The organism is Pseudomonas izuensis (genome assembly GCF_002356535.2).
Lineage (GTDB): Bacteria > Pseudomonadota > Gammaproteobacteria > Pseudomonadales > Pseudomonadaceae > Aquipseudomonas > Aquipseudomonas izuensis.
Genome location: NZ_AP017423.2, coordinates 543,521 through 563,160 on the forward strand (window position 1 = coordinate 543,521; position 19,640 = coordinate 563,160).

Annotated in this window: 17 protein-coding genes and 2 tRNA genes; 14 read left to right on the top strand and 5 right to left on the bottom strand. The window is 59.3% G+C overall.

Going from position 1 to position 19,640, the window contains the following annotated elements:
• Window positions 1-74: 74 nt before the first annotated feature.
• From hfq to hflC, 4 genes are all read left to right on the top strand, one after another.
• Window positions 75-335 (top strand): RNA chaperone Hfq, encoded by a 261-nt coding sequence (gene hfq, locus LAB08_RS02390; RefSeq protein WP_007902656.1) that lies wholly within the window; start codon window positions 75-77, stop codon window positions 333-335.
• 12 nt (window positions 336-347) lie between these two features.
• Window positions 348-1,649 carry a ribosome rescue GTPase HflX gene (gene hflX / locus LAB08_RS02395; protein ID WP_096513697.1) on the top strand — a complete coding sequence of 434 codons (1,302 nt, stop codon included), beginning with the start codon at window positions 348-350 and terminating at the stop codon, window positions 1,647-1,649.
• 96 nt (window positions 1,650-1,745) lie between these two features.
• The gene (gene hflK / locus LAB08_RS02400) at window positions 1,746-2,921 is read left to right on the top strand and encodes an FtsH protease activity modulator HflK (protein ID WP_096513696.1); all 1,176 of its coding nucleotides are present in this window, start codon (window positions 1,746-1,748) and stop codon (window positions 2,919-2,921) included.
• Window positions 2,921-3,790: a protease modulator HflC gene (gene hflC / locus LAB08_RS02405; protein WP_096513695.1), complete on the top strand. Its 870-nt coding sequence runs from the start codon at window positions 2,921-2,923 to the stop codon at window positions 3,788-3,790. Before hflK ends, hflC begins: the two co-directional genes overlap by 1 nt.
• A gap of 17 nt (window positions 3,791-3,807) precedes the next feature.
• On the opposite strand, the gene LAB08_RS02410 is transcribed toward hflC, so the two are convergent.
• The gene (locus LAB08_RS02410; protein WP_147432576.1) at window positions 3,808-4,053 is read right to left on the bottom strand and encodes a hypothetical protein; all 246 of its coding nucleotides are present in this window, start codon (window positions 4,051-4,053) and stop codon (window positions 3,808-3,810) included.
• Between the two features lie 49 nt (window positions 4,054-4,102).
• On the opposite strand from LAB08_RS02410, the gene LAB08_RS02415 reads away from it, so the two are divergent.
• The 3 genes from LAB08_RS02415 (at window position 4,103) to LAB08_RS02425 (ending at window position 8,721) form a co-directional block, all read left to right on the top strand.
• The gene (locus tag LAB08_RS02415) at window positions 4,103-5,290 is read left to right on the top strand and encodes an ATP phosphoribosyltransferase regulatory subunit (protein ID WP_096513694.1); all 1,188 of its coding nucleotides are present in this window, start codon (window positions 4,103-4,105) and stop codon (window positions 5,288-5,290) included.
• A gap of 54 nt (window positions 5,291-5,344) precedes the next feature.
• On the top strand, window positions 5,345-6,637 hold the full coding sequence (locus LAB08_RS02420; protein WP_095192127.1) for an adenylosuccinate synthase: 1,293 nt from the start codon (window positions 5,345-5,347) through the stop codon (window positions 6,635-6,637).
• Between the two features lie 149 nt (window positions 6,638-6,786).
• The gene (locus LAB08_RS02425) at window positions 6,787-8,721 is read left to right on the top strand and encodes a methyl-accepting chemotaxis protein (RefSeq protein WP_096513693.1); all 1,935 of its coding nucleotides are present in this window, start codon (window positions 6,787-6,789) and stop codon (window positions 8,719-8,721) included.
• A 96-nt stretch (window positions 8,722-8,817) separates the two neighbouring features.
• Here the strand turns inward: LAB08_RS02425 and LAB08_RS02430 are convergent, their stop codons facing one another.
• From LAB08_RS02430 to LAB08_RS02445, 4 genes are all read right to left on the bottom strand, one after another.
• The gene (locus LAB08_RS02430) at window positions 8,818-10,380 is read right to left on the bottom strand and encodes an ABC transporter permease (protein ID WP_096513692.1); all 1,563 of its coding nucleotides are present in this window, start codon (window positions 10,378-10,380) and stop codon (window positions 8,818-8,820) included.
• Window positions 10,380-11,390, bottom strand: coding sequence for an extracellular solute-binding protein (locus tag LAB08_RS02435; protein ID WP_096513691.1), 1,011 nt, complete (start codon window positions 11,388-11,390; stop codon window positions 10,380-10,382). Before LAB08_RS02435 ends, LAB08_RS02430 begins: the two co-directional genes overlap by 1 nt.
• A 315-nt stretch (window positions 11,391-11,705) precedes the next feature.
• Window positions 11,706-11,792, bottom strand: a tRNA-Leu gene (locus tag LAB08_RS02440).
• A 167-nt stretch (window positions 11,793-11,959) separates the two neighbouring features.
• Window positions 11,960-12,046: transfer RNA gene (locus LAB08_RS02445), tRNA-Leu, on the bottom strand.
• A gap of 225 nt (window positions 12,047-12,271) precedes the next feature.
• On the opposite strand from LAB08_RS02445, the gene rnr reads away from it, so the two are divergent.
• The 7 genes from rnr to dnaB all read left to right on the top strand — a co-directional run bounded on the left by rnr (window position 12,272) and on the right by dnaB (window position 19,580).
• Window positions 12,272-14,908 (top strand): ribonuclease R, encoded by a 2,637-nt coding sequence (gene rnr, locus LAB08_RS02450; RefSeq protein WP_096513690.1) that lies wholly within the window; start codon window positions 12,272-12,274, stop codon window positions 14,906-14,908.
• Complete coding sequence (gene rlmB, locus LAB08_RS02455) at window positions 14,905-15,666, top strand: 23S rRNA (guanosine(2251)-2'-O)-methyltransferase RlmB (protein ID WP_096513689.1); 762 nt, start codon at window positions 14,905-14,907, stop codon at window positions 15,664-15,666. The genes rnr and rlmB overlap by 4 nt, the downstream gene beginning before the upstream one ends.
• Before the next feature lie 304 nt (window positions 15,667-15,970).
• Window positions 15,971-16,393 carry a 30S ribosomal protein S6 gene (rpsF, locus tag LAB08_RS02460; RefSeq protein ID WP_007939579.1) on the top strand — a complete coding sequence of 141 codons (423 nt, stop codon included), beginning with the start codon at window positions 15,971-15,973 and terminating at the stop codon, window positions 16,391-16,393.
• Window positions 16,394-16,421: 28 nt separating this feature from the next.
• Window positions 16,422-16,652, top strand: coding sequence for a 30S ribosomal protein S18 (gene rpsR, locus LAB08_RS02465; RefSeq protein WP_002551829.1), 231 nt, complete (start codon window positions 16,422-16,424; stop codon window positions 16,650-16,652).
• 36 nt (window positions 16,653-16,688) lie between these two features.
• Complete coding sequence (locus tag LAB08_RS02470) at window positions 16,689-17,582, top strand: YybS family protein (RefSeq protein ID WP_096513688.1); 894 nt, start codon at window positions 16,689-16,691, stop codon at window positions 17,580-17,582.
• 19 nt (window positions 17,583-17,601) lie between these two features.
• Entirely contained in the window at window positions 17,602-18,048 is a 447-nt protein-coding gene (gene rplI / locus LAB08_RS02475; RefSeq protein WP_008058981.1) for a 50S ribosomal protein L9, read from the top strand.
• A 134-nt stretch (window positions 18,049-18,182) separates the two neighbouring features.
• Complete coding sequence (gene dnaB, locus LAB08_RS02480; protein ID WP_077045379.1) at window positions 18,183-19,580, top strand: replicative DNA helicase; 1,398 nt, start codon at window positions 18,183-18,185, stop codon at window positions 19,578-19,580.
• Window positions 19,581-19,640 lie beyond the last annotated feature (60 nt).

The following is a 19,640-nucleotide window of genomic DNA, read 5'->3' on the forward strand; positions in this document are numbered from 1 at the left end:
CCTTGGGGGTGTGACGGCCACAAGCCATCTGTTTACCTATTTTTTTATATTGAATCCTTAAAGGAGTGCGGCACATGTCAAAAGGGCATTCGCTACAAGACCCTTACTTGAATACTTTGCGTAAAGAGAAAGTTGGGGTGTCCATCTACCTGGTCAACGGCATCAAACTGCAAGGCACGATCGAGTCTTTCGACCAGTTCGTTATCCTGCTGAAAAACACCGTCAGCCAAATGGTTTACAAACACGCTATCTCTACAGTAGTGCCGGTTCGTCCAATTCGTCTGCCTAGCGCAACCGAATCCGAAGCAGGTGATGCTGAGCCAGGTAACGCCTGATAGGAGTCTCCTTTGTTCTTTGAGCGCCACGGTGGTGGTGAGCGAGCCATTCTCGTTCACTTGGATGGTCAGGACCCTGAGGCGCGCGAAGATCCGCAGGAGTTTCAGGAATTGGCAATGTCGGCTGGCGCCGAGACCGTCGCGTTTTTCAACGTGCCGCGTAATCGGCCAACCGCCAAATACCTGATTGGCAGCGGCAAGGTCGAGGAATTACGCGACCTGGTCAAAGCCGAGCAGGTAGATCTGGTGATTTTCAATCACATCCTCACGCCCAGTCAGGAACGTAACCTCGAACGGATTTTCGAGTGTCGCGTGATCGACCGCACGGGCCTGATTCTCGATATCTTCGCCCAACGCGCCCGCACCCATGAAGGCAAGCTCCAGGTCGAACTGGCTCAGCTTGAGCACATGAGCACGCGGCTGGTTCGTGGCTGGACTCACCTTGAACGGCAGAAGGGCGGTATCGGTCTGCGCGGTCCGGGTGAAACACAGCTGGAAACCGACCGGCGTCTGTTGCGGGTTCGCCTGCGGCAGATCAAAGGGCGCCTGGAAAAGGTCCGCAGCCAGCGCGAACAGTCGCGTCGTGGCCGCAAGCGCGCTGACATCCCGACGGTTTCACTGGTGGGCTACACCAACGCCGGCAAGTCGACGCTGTTCAACTCGGTGACCGAATCCGACGTCTTTGCCGCTGACCAGCTGTTCGCGACCCTCGATCCGACCTTGCGCCGACTTGAACTCGACGACCTCGGGCCGATTGTGCTGGCCGACACCGTGGGTTTCATTCGCCACTTGCCGCACAAACTGGTCGAGGCATTTCGGGCTACGCTCGAAGAGTCGAGCAACTCCGACCTGCTGCTGCATGTCATCGACTCCCACGAGCCCGAGCGCATGGCCCAGATTGAGCAGGTCATGGTGGTGCTCGGGGAGATCGGGGCGCAGGACTTGCCGATCCTGGAGGTATACAACAAACTCGATTTGCTCGAGGGTGTCGAGCCGCAGATCCAGCGTGATGCCGATGGCAAGCCGCAGCGGGTCTGGTTGTCGGCCAAGGACGGTACGGGTCTTGACCTTCTCAAGCAGGCCGTTGCTGAACTGCTCGGCGATGATTTGTTTGTGGGTACCTTGCGCTTGCCGCAACGTTTTGCTCGACTGCGTGCGCAGTTTTTCGAAGTCGGTGCGGTACAGAAAGAAGAACACGACGAAGAAGGCATCAGCTTGCTTGCCGTTCGTTTGCCGCGAGTCGAATTGAATCGACTGGTAAGCCGCGAAGGTTTGCAGCCGCTGGACTTCATCGAGCAACACACTTTGCAATAAAAGCCTGAGAAAGCGGTTGTGTCGTGGTGACAGGCATTCTGTAGCATTGGTCGGCGCGCCGTGGGCGCGTCTTTGCTTTATCAGATGGAGAGCGCTATGGCTTGGAATGAGCCGGGTGGCAACTCGAATAATCAGGATCCTTGGGGTGGCAAGCGCCGTAATAACGGCGATCGCAAGGGGCCGCCAGATCTCGACGAGGCCTTCCGAAAGCTGCAGGAAAGCCTGAACGGGTTGTTCGGTGGTGGTAAGAAACGGGGTGATGACGGCGGTGGTCCGGGCAGGAGTGGCGGCTTCGGCGGCCTGCTCGGCATTGGCCTGGTCGTGTTGGCAGCCGTGTGGCTGTACAGCGCGGTCTATGTAGTCGATGAGCAGGAGCAAGCCGTGGTGCTGCGCTTCGGCAAGTACTACGAAACCGTCGGCCCGGGCCTGAACATCTATTTCCCGCCGATCGACAAGAAGTACATGGAAAACGTCACGCGTGAGCGTGCGTACACCAAGCAAGGCCAGATGCTGACTGAAGACGAAAACATCGTCGAAGTGCCGCTGACCGTGCAGTACAAGATCAGCAACCTGCAGGACTTCGTGTTGAGCGTCGATCAGCCGGAAATCAGCCTGCAGCACGCGACCGACAGCGCCTTGCGCCATGTGGTGGGTTCCACCGCCATGGACCAGGTACTGACCGAAGGCCGTGAATTGATGGCCAGCGAAATCAAGGAGCGCCTGCAACGCTTCATGGATACTTATCGCACCGGTATCACCGTTACCCAGGTCAACGTACAAAGCGCAGCGGCACCGCGTGAAGTGCAGGAAGCCTTCGATGACGTGATCCGTGCCCGTGAAGACGAGCAGCGTTCGCGCAACCAGGCTGAAACCTATGCCAACGGCGTCGTGCCGGAAGCCCGTGGTCAGGCCCAGCGCATTCTCGAAGATGCCAATGGTTACCGTGACGAGACCGTCTCGCGTGCCAAGGGTGAGGCTGATCGCTTCACCAAGCTGGTCGCCGAGTACCGCAAGGCGCCTGAAGTCACTCGTCAGCGTCTGTACCTGGACACCATGCAGGAAGTCTTCAGCAATACCAGCAAGGTTCTCGTGACCGGCAACAAGAATGGCCAGAGCAACCTGCTGTACCTGCCGCTGGACAAGATGATCGACAGCAGTGGCCGCAGCACCAGCACGCCGATGAGCAGTGCGGCAGCCACCAGCAATGAAGCGAATGCACGTGCCGCAGCTGATCTGCAGCAACAGCCGGCACGTACCAGGGAGAGTCGCTGATGAGCAATAAATCGCTGATCGCCCTTATTGTCGGCGTCGTCGTGGCGATCGCTGCCTGGAACTGCTTCTACATCGTGGCTCAGACCGAGCGTGCGGTGTTGCTGCAGTTCGGTCGCGTGGTCCAGGCCGATGTTCAGCCAGGCCTGCATGTGAAAGTGCCTTACGTTAACCAGGTGCGCAAATTCGACGCACGCCTGATGACGCTGGATGCACCGACACAACGCTTCCTGACGCTGGAAAAGAAAGCCGTGATGGTCGATGCCTTCGCCAAGTGGCGCGTGAAGGACGCCGAGCGTTTCTACACCGCGACTTCCGGCCTCAAGCAGATTGCCGACGAGCGTCTGTCCCGTCGCCTGGAATCGGGTCTGCGTGACCAGTTCGGTAAGCGCACCCTGCACGAAGTGGTGTCGGGTGAGCGTGATGCGCTGATGGCGGATATCACGTCTTCGCTGAACAAGATGGCTGAAAAAGAGTTGGGCATCGAAGTTGTCGATGTCCGGGTCAAGACCATCGACCTGCCGAAGGAAGTGAACCGCAGCGTGTTCGAGCGTATGAGCACCGAGCGTGAGCGTGAAGCTCGCGAGCACCGCGCCAAGGGTAACGAGCTGGCAGAAGGCATCCGTGCCGACGCCGATCGTCAACGCCGCGTGCTGCTGGCTGAAGCCTATCGTGAATCCGAAGAGATTCGCGGTGACGGCGACGCCCAGGCCGCTTCGATCTACTCCAAGGCCTACGGTCAGGATCAGGAGTTCTACGCGTTCTACCGTAGCCTGCGTGCCTACCGTGAAAGCTTCGCGAACAAATCCGACGTCATGGTCCTCGACCCAAGCAGTGACTTCTTCCACTACCTGGAAAAAGCCAAGCCTTGATACGACGTTGACCCGAATCATCCCGCCGGGCGGCTAAAACCTCTGGCGGGGTGATCCTTTGGGAAAACGTGTGTATGATGCGGCAGCCGGGAAATTCCCGGCTTTTTTGCGTCTGCACGTTTGATTGCTGTTTTTGTGCAGGTGCGAGAGCTGAAAAGCTCGACAGGTTTTACGAGGAAAGTGCTTGGCGAAGCCCATTTCAGGCTTTTCGCTTCGTCGCTCATGCGCGTGGTTTGTGCTGAGCCAATCATTTTCTGCTTCACTCAAGGCTCGCCCAAAGGCTTGTCGCCCGGATCATAGGGGAATGGCGTAATGGCAACGGTAGACCGCTGGCTGCTGCCAGATGGCATCGAAGAAGTACTGCCACCGGAAGCGGCGCGCATAGAAGTCGCGCGTCGTCAGGTGTTGGATCTGTTCCAGAGCTGGGGTTACGAGTTTGTCGTGACTCCCCATATCGAGTACCTGGAATCCCTGCTGACCGGCGCGGGCCAGGACCTGGATCTGCGGACCTTCAAGGTCATCGACCCGCAGTCGGGTCGGCAGATGGGTTTCCGGGCCGACATTACACCGCAGGTGGCGCGCATCGATGCGCATACCCTGCGTCGCGAAGGCCCGAACCGTCTGTGCTATGCCGGCAGCGTGCTGCATGCCCAGCCACGTGCCTTGTCGTCCTCGCGCAGCCCGATCCAGTTGGGCGCCGAGTTGTACGGCGATGCCAGCCCGAGCAGTGACGTTGAAGTCATCAGCCTGATGCTGGCCATGCTGCAACTGGCCGATGTGCCTGACGTGCACATGGACCTGGGGCATGTGGGCATCTACCGCGGGCTGGCGCGCGCCGCCGGATTGTCCGGTGAAGTCGAGCAGCAGTTGTTTGACGCATTGCAACGTAAAGCCATCGACGAGGTCATTACCTTGACCGAAGGCTTGCCGGCGGATTTGTCAGGCATGCTGCGGGCGTTGGTCGATCTGTGTGGCGGTCGTGAAGTGCTGGTGGCTGCCCGCGAACGTCTGGCCAAGGCTCCGGCGCAGGTGACGGCGGCGCTGGACGACCTGCTGGCGATTGCCGAGCGTTTGTCCGCGCGGTTCCCGGAACTGCCGCTGTATTTCGACCTGGGCGAGTTGCGCGGTTATCACTACCACACCGGTGTAGTGTTTGCCGTGTTCGTGCCAGGTGTTGGCCAGTCCATTGCCCAGGGCGGTCGTTACGACGATATCGGCGCCGACTTCGGTCGTGCCCGTCCGGCAACCGGTTTCTCTACCGATTTGAAAACCCTGGTGACCCTGGGGCGTGCTGAGATCGAGCTACCGTCTGGCGGTATCTGGATGCCTGACAGTACGGATGCGGCACTCTGGCAGCAGGTTTGCCAGTTGCGCAGTGAGGGTCAGCGTGTCGTTCAGGCCTTGCCTGGACAACCTTTGGCCGCCGCCCGTGAAGCGGACTGCGACCGGCAATTGATTCAGCAGAACGGGCTTTGGCAAGTATCGCCACTGGCTTCTTGAGTTTTCCTGCCGGCTACCGCCGGCACCAAGTTTGCGCGAATGAGGACAAGTGTTATGGGTAAGAATGTCGTAGTCCTGGGCACCCAATGGGGTGATGAGGGCAAAGGCAAGATCGTTGATCTGCTGACCGAACATGCTGCCGCCGTAGTGCGCTACCAGGGTGGCCACAACGCTGGCCACACCCTGGTGATCGACGGTGAAAAAACCGTCTTGCACCTGATCCCGTCGGGCGTGCTGCGCGAAGGCGTGCAGTGCCTGATCGGCAACGGCGTGGTGGTTGCACCTGACGCCCTGCTGCGGGAAATCAACAAGCTGGAAGAGAAAGGCGTGCCAGTGCGCGAGCGCCTGCGCATCAGCCCGTCCTGCCCGCTGATCCTGTCCTACCACGTAGCGCTGGACCAGGCTCGTGAAAAGGCCCGTGGCGAGCTGAAAATCGGCACCACCGGTCGCGGCATCGGCCCGGCCTACGAAGACAAGGTCGCACGTCGCGGTCTGCGCATCGGTGATCTGTTCCACCGCGAGCGTTTCGCCGCCAAGCTGGGCGAGTTGCTGGATTACCACAACTTCGTACTGGTCAATTACTACAAAGAGCCTGCGATCGACTTCCAGAAAACCCTGGACGAATGCATGGAATACGCCGAGCTGCTGAAGCCGATGATGCTCGACGTCACCGCCGAGCTGCACCAGCTGCGTCGCGCTGGCAAGGACATCATGTTCGAAGGCGCCCAAGGCTCCCTGCTGGACATCGACCACGGTACTTACCCGTACGTCACCAGCTCCAACACCACCGCTGGCGGCATCGCTACCGGTTCGGGTGTTGGCCCGATGTTCCTGGATTACATCCTCGGCATCACCAAGGCTTACACCACTCGCGTCGGTTCGGGTCCGTTCCCGACTGAACTGTTCGACGACGTTGGTGCGTTCCTGGCCAAGCGTGGCCACGAGTTCGGCGCGACCACCGGCCGCGCCCGTCGTTGCGGCTGGTTCGACGCTGTCATCCTGCGTCGCGCCATCGACGTCAACAGCATCTCGGGCCTGTGCCTGACCAAGCTGGACGTACTGGACGGCCTGGAAACCATCAACATCTGCGTTGGCTACAAGAACCAGGACGGTGCAGTGATCGACGCGCCGACCGACGCCGACAGCTACATCGGCCTGGAGCCAGTGTACGAAGAGATGCCGGGCTGGAAAGAGTCCACCCTCGGTGCCAAGACGCTGGAAGAGCTGCCACAGGCTGCACGCAACTACATCAAACGCGTCGAAGAGTTGGTCGGTGCGCCGATCGACATTATTTCGACGGGTCCGGATCGCAACGAAACCATCGTTCTGCGTCACCCGTTCGCTTGATAAGTCGTTGATGTAAAAAACAAAGGCCCCTTCATCGGGGCCTTTGTCGTTTATGCCTGTCGGACGGCACGACCTTTGCAACTAACATTAAAAAAGCATTGCTTCTGGCGTGCTATCAATTTAATGGCGCCAAAGCAGAGGGATTTCCAGTGTCGGCCGTTCTCTCACTGTTACAAAGCCGTCTCTTGCGGCCTGTGTTCGTTACTCTCGGTATCGCCCTTTTGGTGCAGGTGCTGGTCGCTGTTGCACTGACCAGGAGCACAGTGACCGCGCTGGAAGCCGATTTGGGTGTGCGGCTGGGAGCGGACAGTCAAAAGCTTTCCGGCGAGCTCGAGCAGGCGGGGCGTGAAGTCACGTCGAGCCTCGACAGCCTCTCCACCAGCACGCGTCAGCGTCTTACCGCCGGGTTGTCCTCACGATTGGAAGAGGAGCAGGCGCAACTGCGTGCGACCCTGGAAAAGGACCTGAAGGACTCCGCCAATGATATGGCGCAGCTTCTCGCTTCGGTCGCCCCTCGCGCCATGTGGGACAGCGACGTTCCAACCCTCTCCGAATTCGCCCGCCGGGCGCAGCGTAATCCTAATGTGCTGTTCGTGGTCTACGACGACGCAACGGGCCAACACTTGACGCGCTACCTCAACCGGGAAAATCCGATCAACAAGGCGCTGCTGGAAAAGGGCCAGGGCGAGCGGGCGCTGGACAAGGTGCTGGACGCGGCGAAGAACGATTCGTCGGTCTATTACCTCGAAGCCTCGATTAACCCCAATGGCGTGGAAATCGGCAAGGTTTTGATGGGCATCTCGACAGCTTCGGTGGAAACCGACCTGGCAGCCCTCGACAAGCGCTTCTCGGCCCTGATCGCCAACAGTGACCAACTGGTAGGCGACAGTCTCAAGGGGGCGGCAGCCGACAGCGCCACAGCCATGCGTACACGGCTGCAATCAGCACAATCCACGGCGTCTGAAATGAAAGCCAACACCACCAGCACTGTGCAGGAAGCGGCGGCGACTTTGCGCTGGCGCATCGGCATGGGCCTGGCGCTAGTCGGCGCAGGTGTTCTGCTGTTGCTCGCGGTGGTGCTGGGGCGTCGAGTGGTCAATCGTCTGAAAATGTTGATTGCTGCCATGGATGACCTGGCGGCCGGTGAAGGTGATTTGACCAAGCGTGTACAGATCAACAGCAAGGACGAAATCGGCGACATGGCCTCGGCGGTCAATCGCTTTGTGGATAAGTTGCAACCGATCGTGCGCGAGGCGGGTGATGTTGCCCAGCGCACCGGCGTGGAAATTGGCGCCATGACCTTGCGCAATGCCGGAGCCGATGCGGCTGCGGGCATGCAGCGCGATGAAGTGGCAGAGAGCCTGCGAGCCTTGTCGCAAATGGCGGATGAGGCCCAGTCCGAGAGCCAGGCCATGCAGGCGGCGTTGAAGCAGGTGGTGGATATTCGTCAGGCCACCGATGAAAACACCCGGACCTCGGCGAAAGTCGGCAGTCTTATCGAGGCTCTGGCCGGTCAGGTCGAGACCGGTGCGCAAGTGATCGAGCGGCTGGCGCAGCAAAGTGAACAGATTGAAGTGGTGTTGACGGTGATTCACGGGATTGCCGAACAGACCAACTTGTTGGCATTGAATGCCGCCATCGAGGCAGCGCGAGCCGGTGAGACCGGGCGCGGATTCGCAGTGGTGGCTGATGAGGTGCGGGCGTTGGCCAGCAAGACCCAAAGCTCCACTGGCGATATCCAGGCGCACATCGTGGCGTTGCAGCAAGGCGCGCGTGAAGCGGTGGCGGCGATCGGGCAGGCCGGGCGTCAGGCCAGCGAAGGTTTGCTGGTGTTACGCGACAGTGCGCGGTTGCAGCAATCGGTGCAGGCATCGGTTGAGCAGGTACATACGGCGATTGGTCTGGCGACCCAGGCAGCGGCGCACCAGGCGCAGGGGGCTCAGGCAGTGCGGGGTCGTGTAGAAACGATTCATGCACAGGCCGAGAAGGCGGCTCAGGCGGTGGTGGAAACCACGGCCAGCGGCAAGGTGCTGGATGGGTTGGCGGCGCAGTTGAAGGCGAGCCTGGGGCAGTTCAGGGCTTAAGATTTTCTTTGATTGAGCGGGCCCCTTCGCGAGCAGGCTCGCTCCCACAATGGAATGCGTTCTCTTGTGGGAGCGAGCCTGCTCGCGAAAGCGTTTTCAGCGGCTCAGATACATCCGCGTCGTCAGCAGATAGACCGGCAATCCCGACACCAAGATCAACAGCGCCGCATAGGGCGCCGCCGCCGCAAACTCCACATTCGCGGTATGCGCCCAGACTTCCGTCGCCAAGGTATTCAGCCCGGTCGGACTCAGGAGCAATGTCGCCGTCAGTTCTTTCATCGCGTCCAGAAACACCAGCGCAAACGCCGCCCCCAGCGCCGGGAAGATGATCGGCAATGTCACCCGGCAGAACGCGGTGAGCGATGATGCTCCCAGTGTGCGCGCAGCCTCTTCCAGTTGTGGGGCCGCTTTCGTTAGCGCCGTGCGAATCGGCGCCTGGGCCAATGGCAGAAACAGCAACGCATAGGCGATCAGCAGCAGCGCCGACGTCTGGTACAGCATCGGCACATAGTGAAGGGCGAAATACACCAGGGTCAGGGCGATCACCAGGCCTGGCAGTGCATGCAGCAGATACGGCAGGCGTTCGGCCCAGATTGCCAGTCGGCCCTTGTAACGCACCACCAGCAGTCCTACCGGCACTGCGAGCACCAGGCACAAGGCCGCGCCGCCCAGCGACAGTGCCAGGGATGACAGCAATGCCTCGCTGATGGCGGCAACCGGAAAGGCGGCCGACGAACCTGCAGCGAGCCAATAAGCCAGCATCCCCAGTGGAATGCCGCTGCCAATGATCGCCAGCAACAGGCAGAACAGTTGCCCGGCAGCCGCCCACGGCCCTAATCGCACCTGCTCCGCCCGTCGCGCCGCGCCCTGGCCGGCGCGCACATGCCGGCCCTTACCGCGAACGCGCAGTTCCAGCCACAGCAGTATCAGGCACATCACCAGCAGCACAGCCGAAAGCATCGCCGCATTGGCGTTGCTGAATTCCAGCTCGAACTGTTGATAGATCGCGGTGGTGAAGGTTTGCAGGCCGATGATCGATAGCGCGCCGAATTCCACCAGCATGTGCAGGGCAATCAGAAGTGAGCCTGCGAGCAGTGAGGGCCAAAGCAGGGGCAGGGTGACCTTGAAGAACACGCCCCAGCGATTGTGTCCCAGCGTACGTGCGGACTCTTCCAGCGATGGGTCAAGATTGCGCAGGGTCGCCGCCACCGGCAGGAAAATCAGCGGGTATTTGGACAGGGTCATCACCAGAATCGCCCCGCCCAGTCCTTCGAAGTGTGCGCTGAGCGAAACCCAGGTGAAGCTGCTGACAAACGCCGGTACGGCGAACGGCAAGCATAGAATCACGCCCCACAACCGCCGCCCGCGCAGATTGCTGCGTTCCAGCAACCACGCCAGTGACAGGCCGATCACGCCGCAAGCCACTGTGACGCCAATCATCAGCGACAGGGTGTTGCGCAGCAAGCCAAGCACATAGGGTCGCCACAGCAGGTGCAGTGCTTCGGCCCAGCCAGCTTGCCAGGCCTTGAGTCCGACATAGGCCAGCGGCAACAGGCTGAGTACAACCAGCGCTAAAACCGGTATTAACAACCAGATCGATGGCTGCCTGCGCCGTGGCACGTAATTGCCGTGAGCGGAGGCGGGGAGTGATGTGCTCATTAGTTCAGGCCAACGTCGCGTTCCAGGTCCAGGGCTTGTTCGGCGTTGCCGAGGTCGGCTGGAGTGACTTTCGGCGCTTCCAGTTCACTGAACGGCTTGAGGCCGCGATCCGATTCCATGCCTTTGTGCAGTGGGTATTCGGCGGTGGTCTGGGTGATCACGCGCTGACCCTCTTCGCTCGCCATGTAGGCGAGCAATTGTTGGGCTTCTTTAGGATGTTTGCTGGATTTCAATACGGCCGCGCTGGAAACCGTGATAAGCCCGCCGACGTCGCCACCGGTGAAGTAATGCAGTTTCGAATCGAGCTGACCTTTTTCCCGCTGCAGGGCGAACCAGTAGTAGTTGTTCACCAGGACGGTGGCCACTTCACCATTTTCAACAGCTTTGAGCGCAACCATGTTGTTGCTGTAGGTCTTGCCGAATGCGCGCAAACCGGTCAGCCATTCTTCGGCAGCGTCCATCCCGTGGACCTTGATGATTGCCACGGCCTGTTCCTGGAAGGCGCCGCTGGTGGGCACGAAGCCGACCTTGCCTTGCCATTTGGGGGCGGAGAAATCCATCACCGATTTCGGCAGGTCTTTTTCATCGATCAGCTTGGGGTTGAACGCTACGACGCGCACCCGGGCGGTCACGCCGATCCAGGTGCCATTGCCGGCGACATATTCCCTGGGTAGCACCGCCAACGTTGCGTCATCGGCCTTGGCCAGAAGTCCCTGTTCGCCAAGCTTGTTCAGAGGCGGCGATTCTTCGGTGTAAATCACGTCGGCAGGGGAGCGATCACCTTCTTCGACGATCTGGCTGGCAAGTTGGTTGCTGCTGCCTTTGCGTACGTTGACGTGAATGCCGGTCTTGGCTTCGAAAGCTTTGGCGACAGCGTCACCGACTTCCTTGTGTTGGCCGTTGTAGAGGGTCAGGGAAACCGTGTCGGCGGCTTGGGTGAGGGGAGTGGCGAGTGCCAGGCCTAGCAGGGTAAAGGTCAGGCCGCGGCGCAGGGTATTTCGAAACATCATTCGCAGGGTTCCTCACTGTCGCATTGCAAAAACTTGCAACAATGATAAACGATATTGTTTCTCAAATGCGCCTTGTGGGTTGAGTTGGGTTTTGATAGGCGGGTGTCAATGTGGCGAGGGAGCCTGCTCCCGTTGGGTTGCGAAGCGACCCCAAGATTCTCGCGCGATACAGATTTTGTGAGTGCTGCGCACTCAAGCGGGAGCAAGCTCCCTCGCCACAAAGGTTTCGTCGTTGCGGTTTTCAAATGCCAGAAGCGCAAAAACCCGCTTTCGCGGGTTTCTGTGAAATTCAAGGTCGTGACCGTGAATTTGAATTGGTGCCCAGAAGAAGACTCGAACTTCCACGGCCGTAAGGCCACCAGCACCTGAAGCTGGCGTGTCTACCAATTTCACCATCTGGGCATTCATCTTCAGCGTTGCCGCTGTTGATGTGGCGCACTATACGGAGAGTATTTTTATCTGTAAACCCCTGATTTAAATTTAATAAATCAGACATCCAGAATGCAAAAAACCCGCTTTCGCGGGTTTTTGTGTGAGCCTTGAAATTGATCTAATCTCAAGCTCGAAATTGGTGCCCAGAAGAAGACTCGAACTTCCACGACCGTAAGGTCACCAGCACCTGAAGCTGGCGTGTCTACCAATTTCACCATCTGGGCAGTATCGGCAACGTTGTCCGTCGTCGATGGCGCGCACTATACGGAGCGTCTTTTTAACTGTAAACCCCCGGCATCAAAAAAACCTGAAAAATTTCACCGGCGGTCTGCAAATCAGCTTTGAAGTGTCGATACAGGGCTTTAGAAGGGGCGTCTTAGCCTGAAATTTCCCGTTTCATTACGCCTATGCCAAACTAACCCGCATATAGACAAGGTGAAAACTCTCTAATGGCCGATTGGCAGTCCCTCGATCCCGAGGCCGCTCGTGAAGCGGAAAAATATGAAAACCCCATTCCTAGCCGCGAACTGATCCTTCAGCATCTTGCTGATCGGGGTTCGCCTGCTAACCGCGAACAATTGGTCGAAGAGTTCGGCCTGACCACAGAAGACCAGATCGAAGCCCTGCGCCGCCGCCTGCGCGCCATGGAGCGCGATGCTCAGCTCATCTATACCCGTCGTGGCACGTATGCACCGGTGGACAAGCTCGACCTGATCCTGGGTCGCATCAGCGGTCACCGTGACGGTTTCGGCTTCCTGGTGCCGGATGACGGCAGTGACGACCTGTTCATGAGCCCGGCGCAAATGCGCCTGGTGTTCGACGGTGACCGTGCCCTGGCCCGTGTTTCCGGCCTGGACCGTCGCGGTCGCCGTGAAGGCATGATTGTCGAAGTCGTGTCCCGCGCTCACGAGAGCATCGTCGGTCGTTATTTCGAAGAAGGCGGTATCGGTTTCGTCGTTGCCGACAATCCGAAGATCCAGCAGGAAGTGCTGGTGACGCCGGGCCGTAACGCCAACGCCCAGATCGGCCAGTTCGTCGAAGTGAAGATTACCCACTGGCCGACACCCCGCTTCCAGCCGCAAGGCGATGTGGTTGAGGTTGTGGGTAACTACATGGCGCCGGGCATGGAAATCGATGTTGCCCTGCGCACCTACGACATTCCTCACGTCTGGCCTGATGCCGTGCTCAAGGAAGCTGGCAAGCTCAAGCCGGAAGTCGAAGAGAAAGACAAAGAGAAGCGCATCGACCTGCGTCATTTGCCGTTCGTCACCATCGACGGTGAAGACGCCCGCGACTTCGATGACGCGGTCTACTGCGAGGCCCGGCCAGGCAAGCTGCGCCTGTTCTCCGGTGGCTGGAAGTTGTACGTGGCGATTGCCGACGTCTCCAGCTACGTGAAACTCGGTTCGGCACTGGATGCCGAGGCTCAGGTTCGCGGCAACTCGGTGTACTTCCCCGAGCGCGTGATTCCGATGTTGCCTGAGCAACTGTCTAACGGTTTGTGCTCGCTGAACCCGCAAGTCGATCGCCTGGCCATGGTTTGCGAGATGACCATCTCAAAATCCGGCGAAATGACCGATTACTGCTTCTACGAAGCGGTGATTCACTCCCATGCGCGCCTGACCTACAACAAGGTCAGTGCCATGCTCGAAACGCCGAAAGCGACTGAAGCCCGCAAGCTGCGCGGCGAGTACACCGACGTCGTGCCGCACCTCAAGCAGTTGTATGCGCTGTACAAGGTGTTGCTGGCCGCCCGTCATGTGCGTGGCGCGATCGATTTCGAAACCCAGGAAACCCGGATCATCTTCGGCTCCGAGCGCAAGATCGCCGAAATCCGGCCGACCGTGCGCAACGATGCGCACAAGCTGATCGAGGAATGCATGCTGGCGGCCAACGTGGCCACTGCCGAATTCCTGAAAAAGCACGAGATTCCGGCGCTGTACCGTGTTCATGACGGTCCGCCACCGGAACGTCTGGAAAAATTGCGTGCCTTCCTTGGTGAGCTCGGCCTGTCCCTGCACAAAGGCAAGGATGGCCCGTCGCCGAAGGACTACCAGGCACTGCTGGCCGGTATCAAGGATCGTCCGGATTTCCACCTGATCCAGACCGTCATGCTGCGTTCTTTGAGCCAGGCGGTGTACAGCGCCGATAACCAGGGTCACTTCGGCCTGAATTACGAGGCGTACACGCACTTCACTTCGCCGATTCGCCGCTACCCGGACTTGCTTACGCACCGGGCGATCCGCAGCGTCATCCATTCGAAGCAGGATACTCCGCACGTTCGCCGTGCCGGTGCGATGACCATTCCGAAGGCGCGCATCTATCCGTACGACGAAGCGGCCCTGGAGCAGCTCGGCGAGCAGTGCTCGATGAGCGAGCGTCGTGCCGACGAAGCGACCCGCGACGTGGTGAACTGGCTCAAGTGCGAGTTCATGAAAGACCGCGTCGGCGAGTCGTTCCCGGGCGTGATCACGGCTGTTACCGGTTTTGGTCTGTTCGTCGAGCTGACCGACATTTATGTCGAAGGCCTGGTGCACGTCACCGCGCTGCCGGGTGACTACTACCACTTCGACCCTGTGCACCATCGCCTGGCCGGTGAGCGCACCGGTCGCAGCTTCCGTCTTGGCGATACTGTTGAAGTGCGTGTCATGCGTGTCGACCTCGACGAGCGCAAGATTGACTTCGAGATGGCCGAAAAAACCATCAGCGCGCCGATCGGTCGCAAAAAGCGTGGAACGGAAGCGGCAGCACCTGCGGCCCTCTCTACAAAAACAGTCGCAGAACCGGCTCCGGCGAAAACCGGTCGTCGTCCTGCCAAAGAAAAGGCTGTCGAAGCCTATCGTCCGAGCGATGCAGCGGCGAAAAACGCCGAAGTGCGCAAAAGCCGTGAAATGAAAAAGGCCTTGCTGGCCGACGCGAAAAGCGGCGGTAAAGCGGCGTCTGGGGGAAAGCCCGGACGGTCGGCGCCTGACAAGGCTGTCGGCGGCAAGCCAGCCAAACCGAGCAAACATCGTAAAGGTCCGCCAAAAGCGGGCTCGGCCCCAGCCAAAAGTGGCGGGGCGCGTAAACCTAAGGCCAAGTCATGAGTCAGTTGGAAAAAATCTACGGTGTGCACGCAGTTGAAGCATTGCTGCGTCACCACCCCAAGCGCGTCAAGCAAATCTGGCTGGCCGAAGGTCGCGGTGATCCTCGGGTGCAGACTTTGATCGAGTTGGCCAACGAAAACCGTGTCCAGGTTGGTCAGGCCGAGCGCCGGGAAATGGATGCCTGGGTCGAAGGCGTGCATCAGGGCGTGGTCGCGGACGTAAGTCCAAGCCAGGTCTGGGGTGAGGCGATGCTCGACGAGCTGCTCGATCGCACCGAGGGCGCACCGCTGCTGTTGGTGCTCGACGGCGTGACCGATCCGCACAACCTCGGCGCCTGCCTGCGTTCTGCCGATGCGGCGGGTGCGCTGGCGGTGATCGTGCCGAAGGACAAATCCGCGACCCTGACGCCGGTCGTGCGAAAGGTTGCCTGCGGTGCGGCGGAAGTGATTCCGCTGGTCGCCGTGACCAACCTGGCGCGCACCCTCGAAAAGCTCAAGCAGCGCGGCTTGTGGGTTGTCGGTACGGCGGGCGAGGCGGATGTCAGCCTTTACGACCAGGACCTGACCGGGCCGACCATCCTGATCATGGGTGCAGAGGGCAGCGGCATGCGTCGCCTGACCCGCGACCTGTGCGATTACCTGGTACGCCTGCCGATGGCCGGTAGCGTCAGCAGTCTGAACGTTTCTGTGGCGACCGGCGTATGCCTGTTCGAGGCCTTGCGTCAGCGTGGCGCAAAAGCGGCGACCAAAAAATCTTAAGCCAGTTGTAATCCCTGTGGGAGCGAGCCTGCTCGCGAATGCGGAGTAACATTCAGCATCAATGTCGAATGTTATGCCCCTTCGCGAGCAGGCGCGCTCCCACAATGTTTTGTGCATGGGCAAAGATTGGTGGTTGTTCAAATAATCACCAATTACCTTGCGCCTCCCACATCCCTTCTCTACAATTGCGCCCCTTGCTGTGACGGCAGGCACGCATGTGCCTTACCCACGCAAGTCCATAAGTGTCATTCACTCCTTGTCTGACCGCTTTTGAGCGGCAGGCTACAACCCGTAAGGAGCATTCATGCGTCATTACGAAATCATCTTTTTGGTCCACCCGGATCAAAGCGAGCAAGTCGGCGGCATGGTTGAGCGTTACACCAAGCTGATCGAAGAAGACGGCGGCAAAATCCACCGTCTGGAAGATTGGGGCCGTCGTCAACTGGCCTACGCAATCAACAATGTTCACAAGGCTCACTACGTGATGCTGAACGTTGAGTGCACCGGCAAGGCCCTGGCCGAGCTGGAAGACAACTTCCGCTACAACGATGCAGTGATCCGTAACCTGGTCATCCGTCGCGAAGAAGCCGTTACCGGCCAATCCGAGATGCTCAAGGCTGAAGAAAACCGCAGTGAGCGCCGTGAGCGTCGCGACCGTCCTGAGCACTCCGACGCTGAAGGCGTTGACAGTGATGACAGCGACAACAGCGATAACGCTGACGAGTAATCCACGGACCTTTTAAGGAGCCTATCAAATGGCACGTTTCTTCCGTCGTCGTAAATTCTGCCGCTTCACCGCTGAAGACGTGAAAGAGATCGATTACAAAGATCTCAACACTCTGAAAGCCTACGTATCCGAGACCGGCAAAATCGTTCCAAGCCGCATCACCGGTACCAAAGCTCGTTATCAGCGTCAGCTGGCCACCGCTATCAAGCGCGCCCGCTTCCTGGCCCTGCTGGCCTACACCGACAGCCACGGCCGCTGAGACCGGGCAGTCGACACGTAGCAAAGGATTGAATGTATGCGTGCCTTAGCTGAGTTCATCATGCGGGGCCGTATGCAGGCCACTCTGGTAGTGGCTGGATGCGCGGCATTGCCGTTGTTGTATTGGTTGGGTGCTGCCGCCGGATGCCTTGTGCTCCTGCGGCGCGGATTGAAGGACGCCCTGGGCGTTCTTGCTCTGGGACTGCTGCCGGCGTTGATCTGGTGGCTTTTCTCCGACGACCCACGGGCGCTTCTGGTGCTGCTGGGGTCTGCGAGCCTTGCGTTGGTTTTGCGCGCAAGCGAGTCCTGGAACCGCGTGCTGCTGGTCAGCATAGCGATGGGAGTGGTGTTTTCAGTGGTGCTGGGGACGGCTTTTGGTCCCCAGATCGAGATGCTGGCGCAGGCTTTGATCAAAGTCATGCCGTCGCTACTCGGTGAGGTCTACCAGAAGATGTCGGTAGACGAGCAAGCGCGCTTCGCGTCCCTGATTGCACCAATCCTGACCGGCCTGATTGCGGCCTTGTTGCAAATCGTCAGTGTGCTGAGCCTGATTGTCGGGCGCTACTGGCAGGCGTTGTTGTACAACCCCGGTGGTTTCGGTCGCGAGTTTCGCGCCGTCCGAATCCCGCTGGGTCCCGCGATGTTGCTGCTGGCGGGCATGGTTGTGACACCGAATTTCGGTGCCCAGATGTCCATGCTTGTGCCGTTGTGCAGCGTACCGCTGGTTTTCGCCGGGCTGGCCCTGATTCACGGGCTGGTGGCGCAAAAGCGACTGGCCAAATTCTGGCTGGTGGGGTTGTACGTCACGCTGTTGCTGTTCATGCAGCTGATCTATCCGTTGCTGGTGGTCCTGGCCATCGTCGACAGCCTGATTGATTTTCGCGGTCGTCTGGCGTCGAAAGACGCCGATAACGCGAACGGTGAAGGTTAAAAGTTAAGAGGATTTTCACATGCAACTGATCCTTCTGGAAAAAGTCACCAACCTGGGCAACCTGGGTGACAAAGTGAACGTTAAGGCTGGTTACGGTCGTAACTACCTGCTGCCTTACGGCAAAGCTACCGCCGCGACCCCAGCCAACCTGGCTGCGTTCGAAGAGCGTCGCGCTGAGCTGGAAAAAGCTGCAGCAGACCGTAAATCGTCGGCTGAAAGCCGTGCCGCCCAACTGGCTGAGCTGGAAGTGACCATCACTGCCACCGCTGGTGACGAAGGCAAGCTGTTCGGTTCGATCGGCACCCACGACATCGCTGATGCACTGACCGCCTCTGGCGTTGAAGTGGCAAAAAGCGAAGTTCGTCTGCCGAACGGCACTATCCGCAACGTAGGTGAATTCGACGTAGCCGTGCACCTGCACGCTGAAGTTGAAGCCACCGTACGCGTTGTCGTGGTAGCAGCTTAAGCAGTACTTGTCGGCTGGCACCCTCGGGTGCTTGCCGGTAACATCGGGCACGATCCTGTTTACAGGTCGTGCCCTTTGTCTTTCTGGTAACGCCCGTTTTTCAACCCCTGCTTTTACTAAAAAACCAAGTGGCCATGAACGAAATCTCCGCTCCCGAGCAATACGATCTGCAAACCGCCGCGCTGAAGGTGCCGCCGCATTCCATCGAAGCCGAACAGGCTGTGCTCGGTGGTCTGATGCTGGACAACAACGCCTGGGAACGCGTGCTCGATCAAGTTTCCGACGGTGATTTCTATCGACATGACCACCGCCTGATTTTCCGTGCGATCGCCAAACTGGCCGATCAGAACTCCCCGATCGACGTCGTGACCCTTGCCGAGCAACTGGACAAGGAAGGTCAGACCTCGCAAGTCGGTGGCCTCGGTTATCTCGGCGAGCTGGCGAAAAACACGCCGTCCGTCGCCAACATCAAGGCCTATGCGCAGATTGTTCGCCAGCGCGCGACCCTGCGCCAATTGATCGGCATCAGCACTGAAATTGCCGACAGTGCCTTCAACCCGGAAGGTCGCACCGCTGAAGAAATCCTCGATGAAGCAGAGCGGCAGATCTTCCAGATCGCCGAGGCCCGGCCAAAAACCGGCGGCCCGGTGGGTGTGAATGAACTGCTGACCAAGGCCATCGACCGTATCGATACCCTGTTCAATACCGACAACGCCATCACCGGCCTGTCCACCGGCTACACCGACCTCGACGAGAAGACCAGCGGCCTGCAACCGGCCGACCTGATCATCGTCGCCGGCCGTCCGTCCATGGGTAAGACCACTTTTGCGATGAACCTGGTGGAAAACGCCGTGTTGCGCAGTGAGAAGGCTGTCCTGGTTTACTCCCTCGAGATGCCAGGCGAATCGCTGATCATGCGTATGTTGTCGTCCCTGGGGCGCATCGACCAGACCAAGGTCCGTTCCGGTCAGCTGGAAGACGACGACTGGCCGCGCCTGACTTCGGCGGTCAACCTGCTCAACGACCGCAAGCTGTTCATCGACGATACGGCCGGCATCAGCCCGTCGGAAATGCGCGCCCGGACCCGGCGTCTGGTGCGTGAGCATGGCGACGTCGGCCTGATCATGATCGACTACCTGCAACTGATGCAGATTCCGGGTTCCAGCGGCGACAACCGGACCAACGAGATTTCCGAGATCTCCCGGTCCCTGAAAGCCCTGGCCAAGGAATTCAACTGCCCGGTGGTGGCGCTGTCCCAGCTCAACCGTTCCCTGGAGCAGCGGCCGAACAAACGCCCGGTGAACTCCGACTTGCGGGAATCCGGAGCGATCGAGCAGGACGCCGACGTGATCATGTTCGTTTACCGCGACGAGGTGTATCACCCGGAAACCGAGCACAAGGGCATTGCCGAGATCATCATCGGCAAGCAGCGGAACGGCCCGATCGGCTTTATCCGGTTGGCGTTCATCGGTAAATACACCCGATTCGAGAACCTGGCGCCGGGTAGCTACAACTTCGATGACGACGAGTAAGTTTATGTAGCGCCTGTCAGGGCCTCATCGCGAGCAAGCTTTGCTCCCACAGGTCGCACG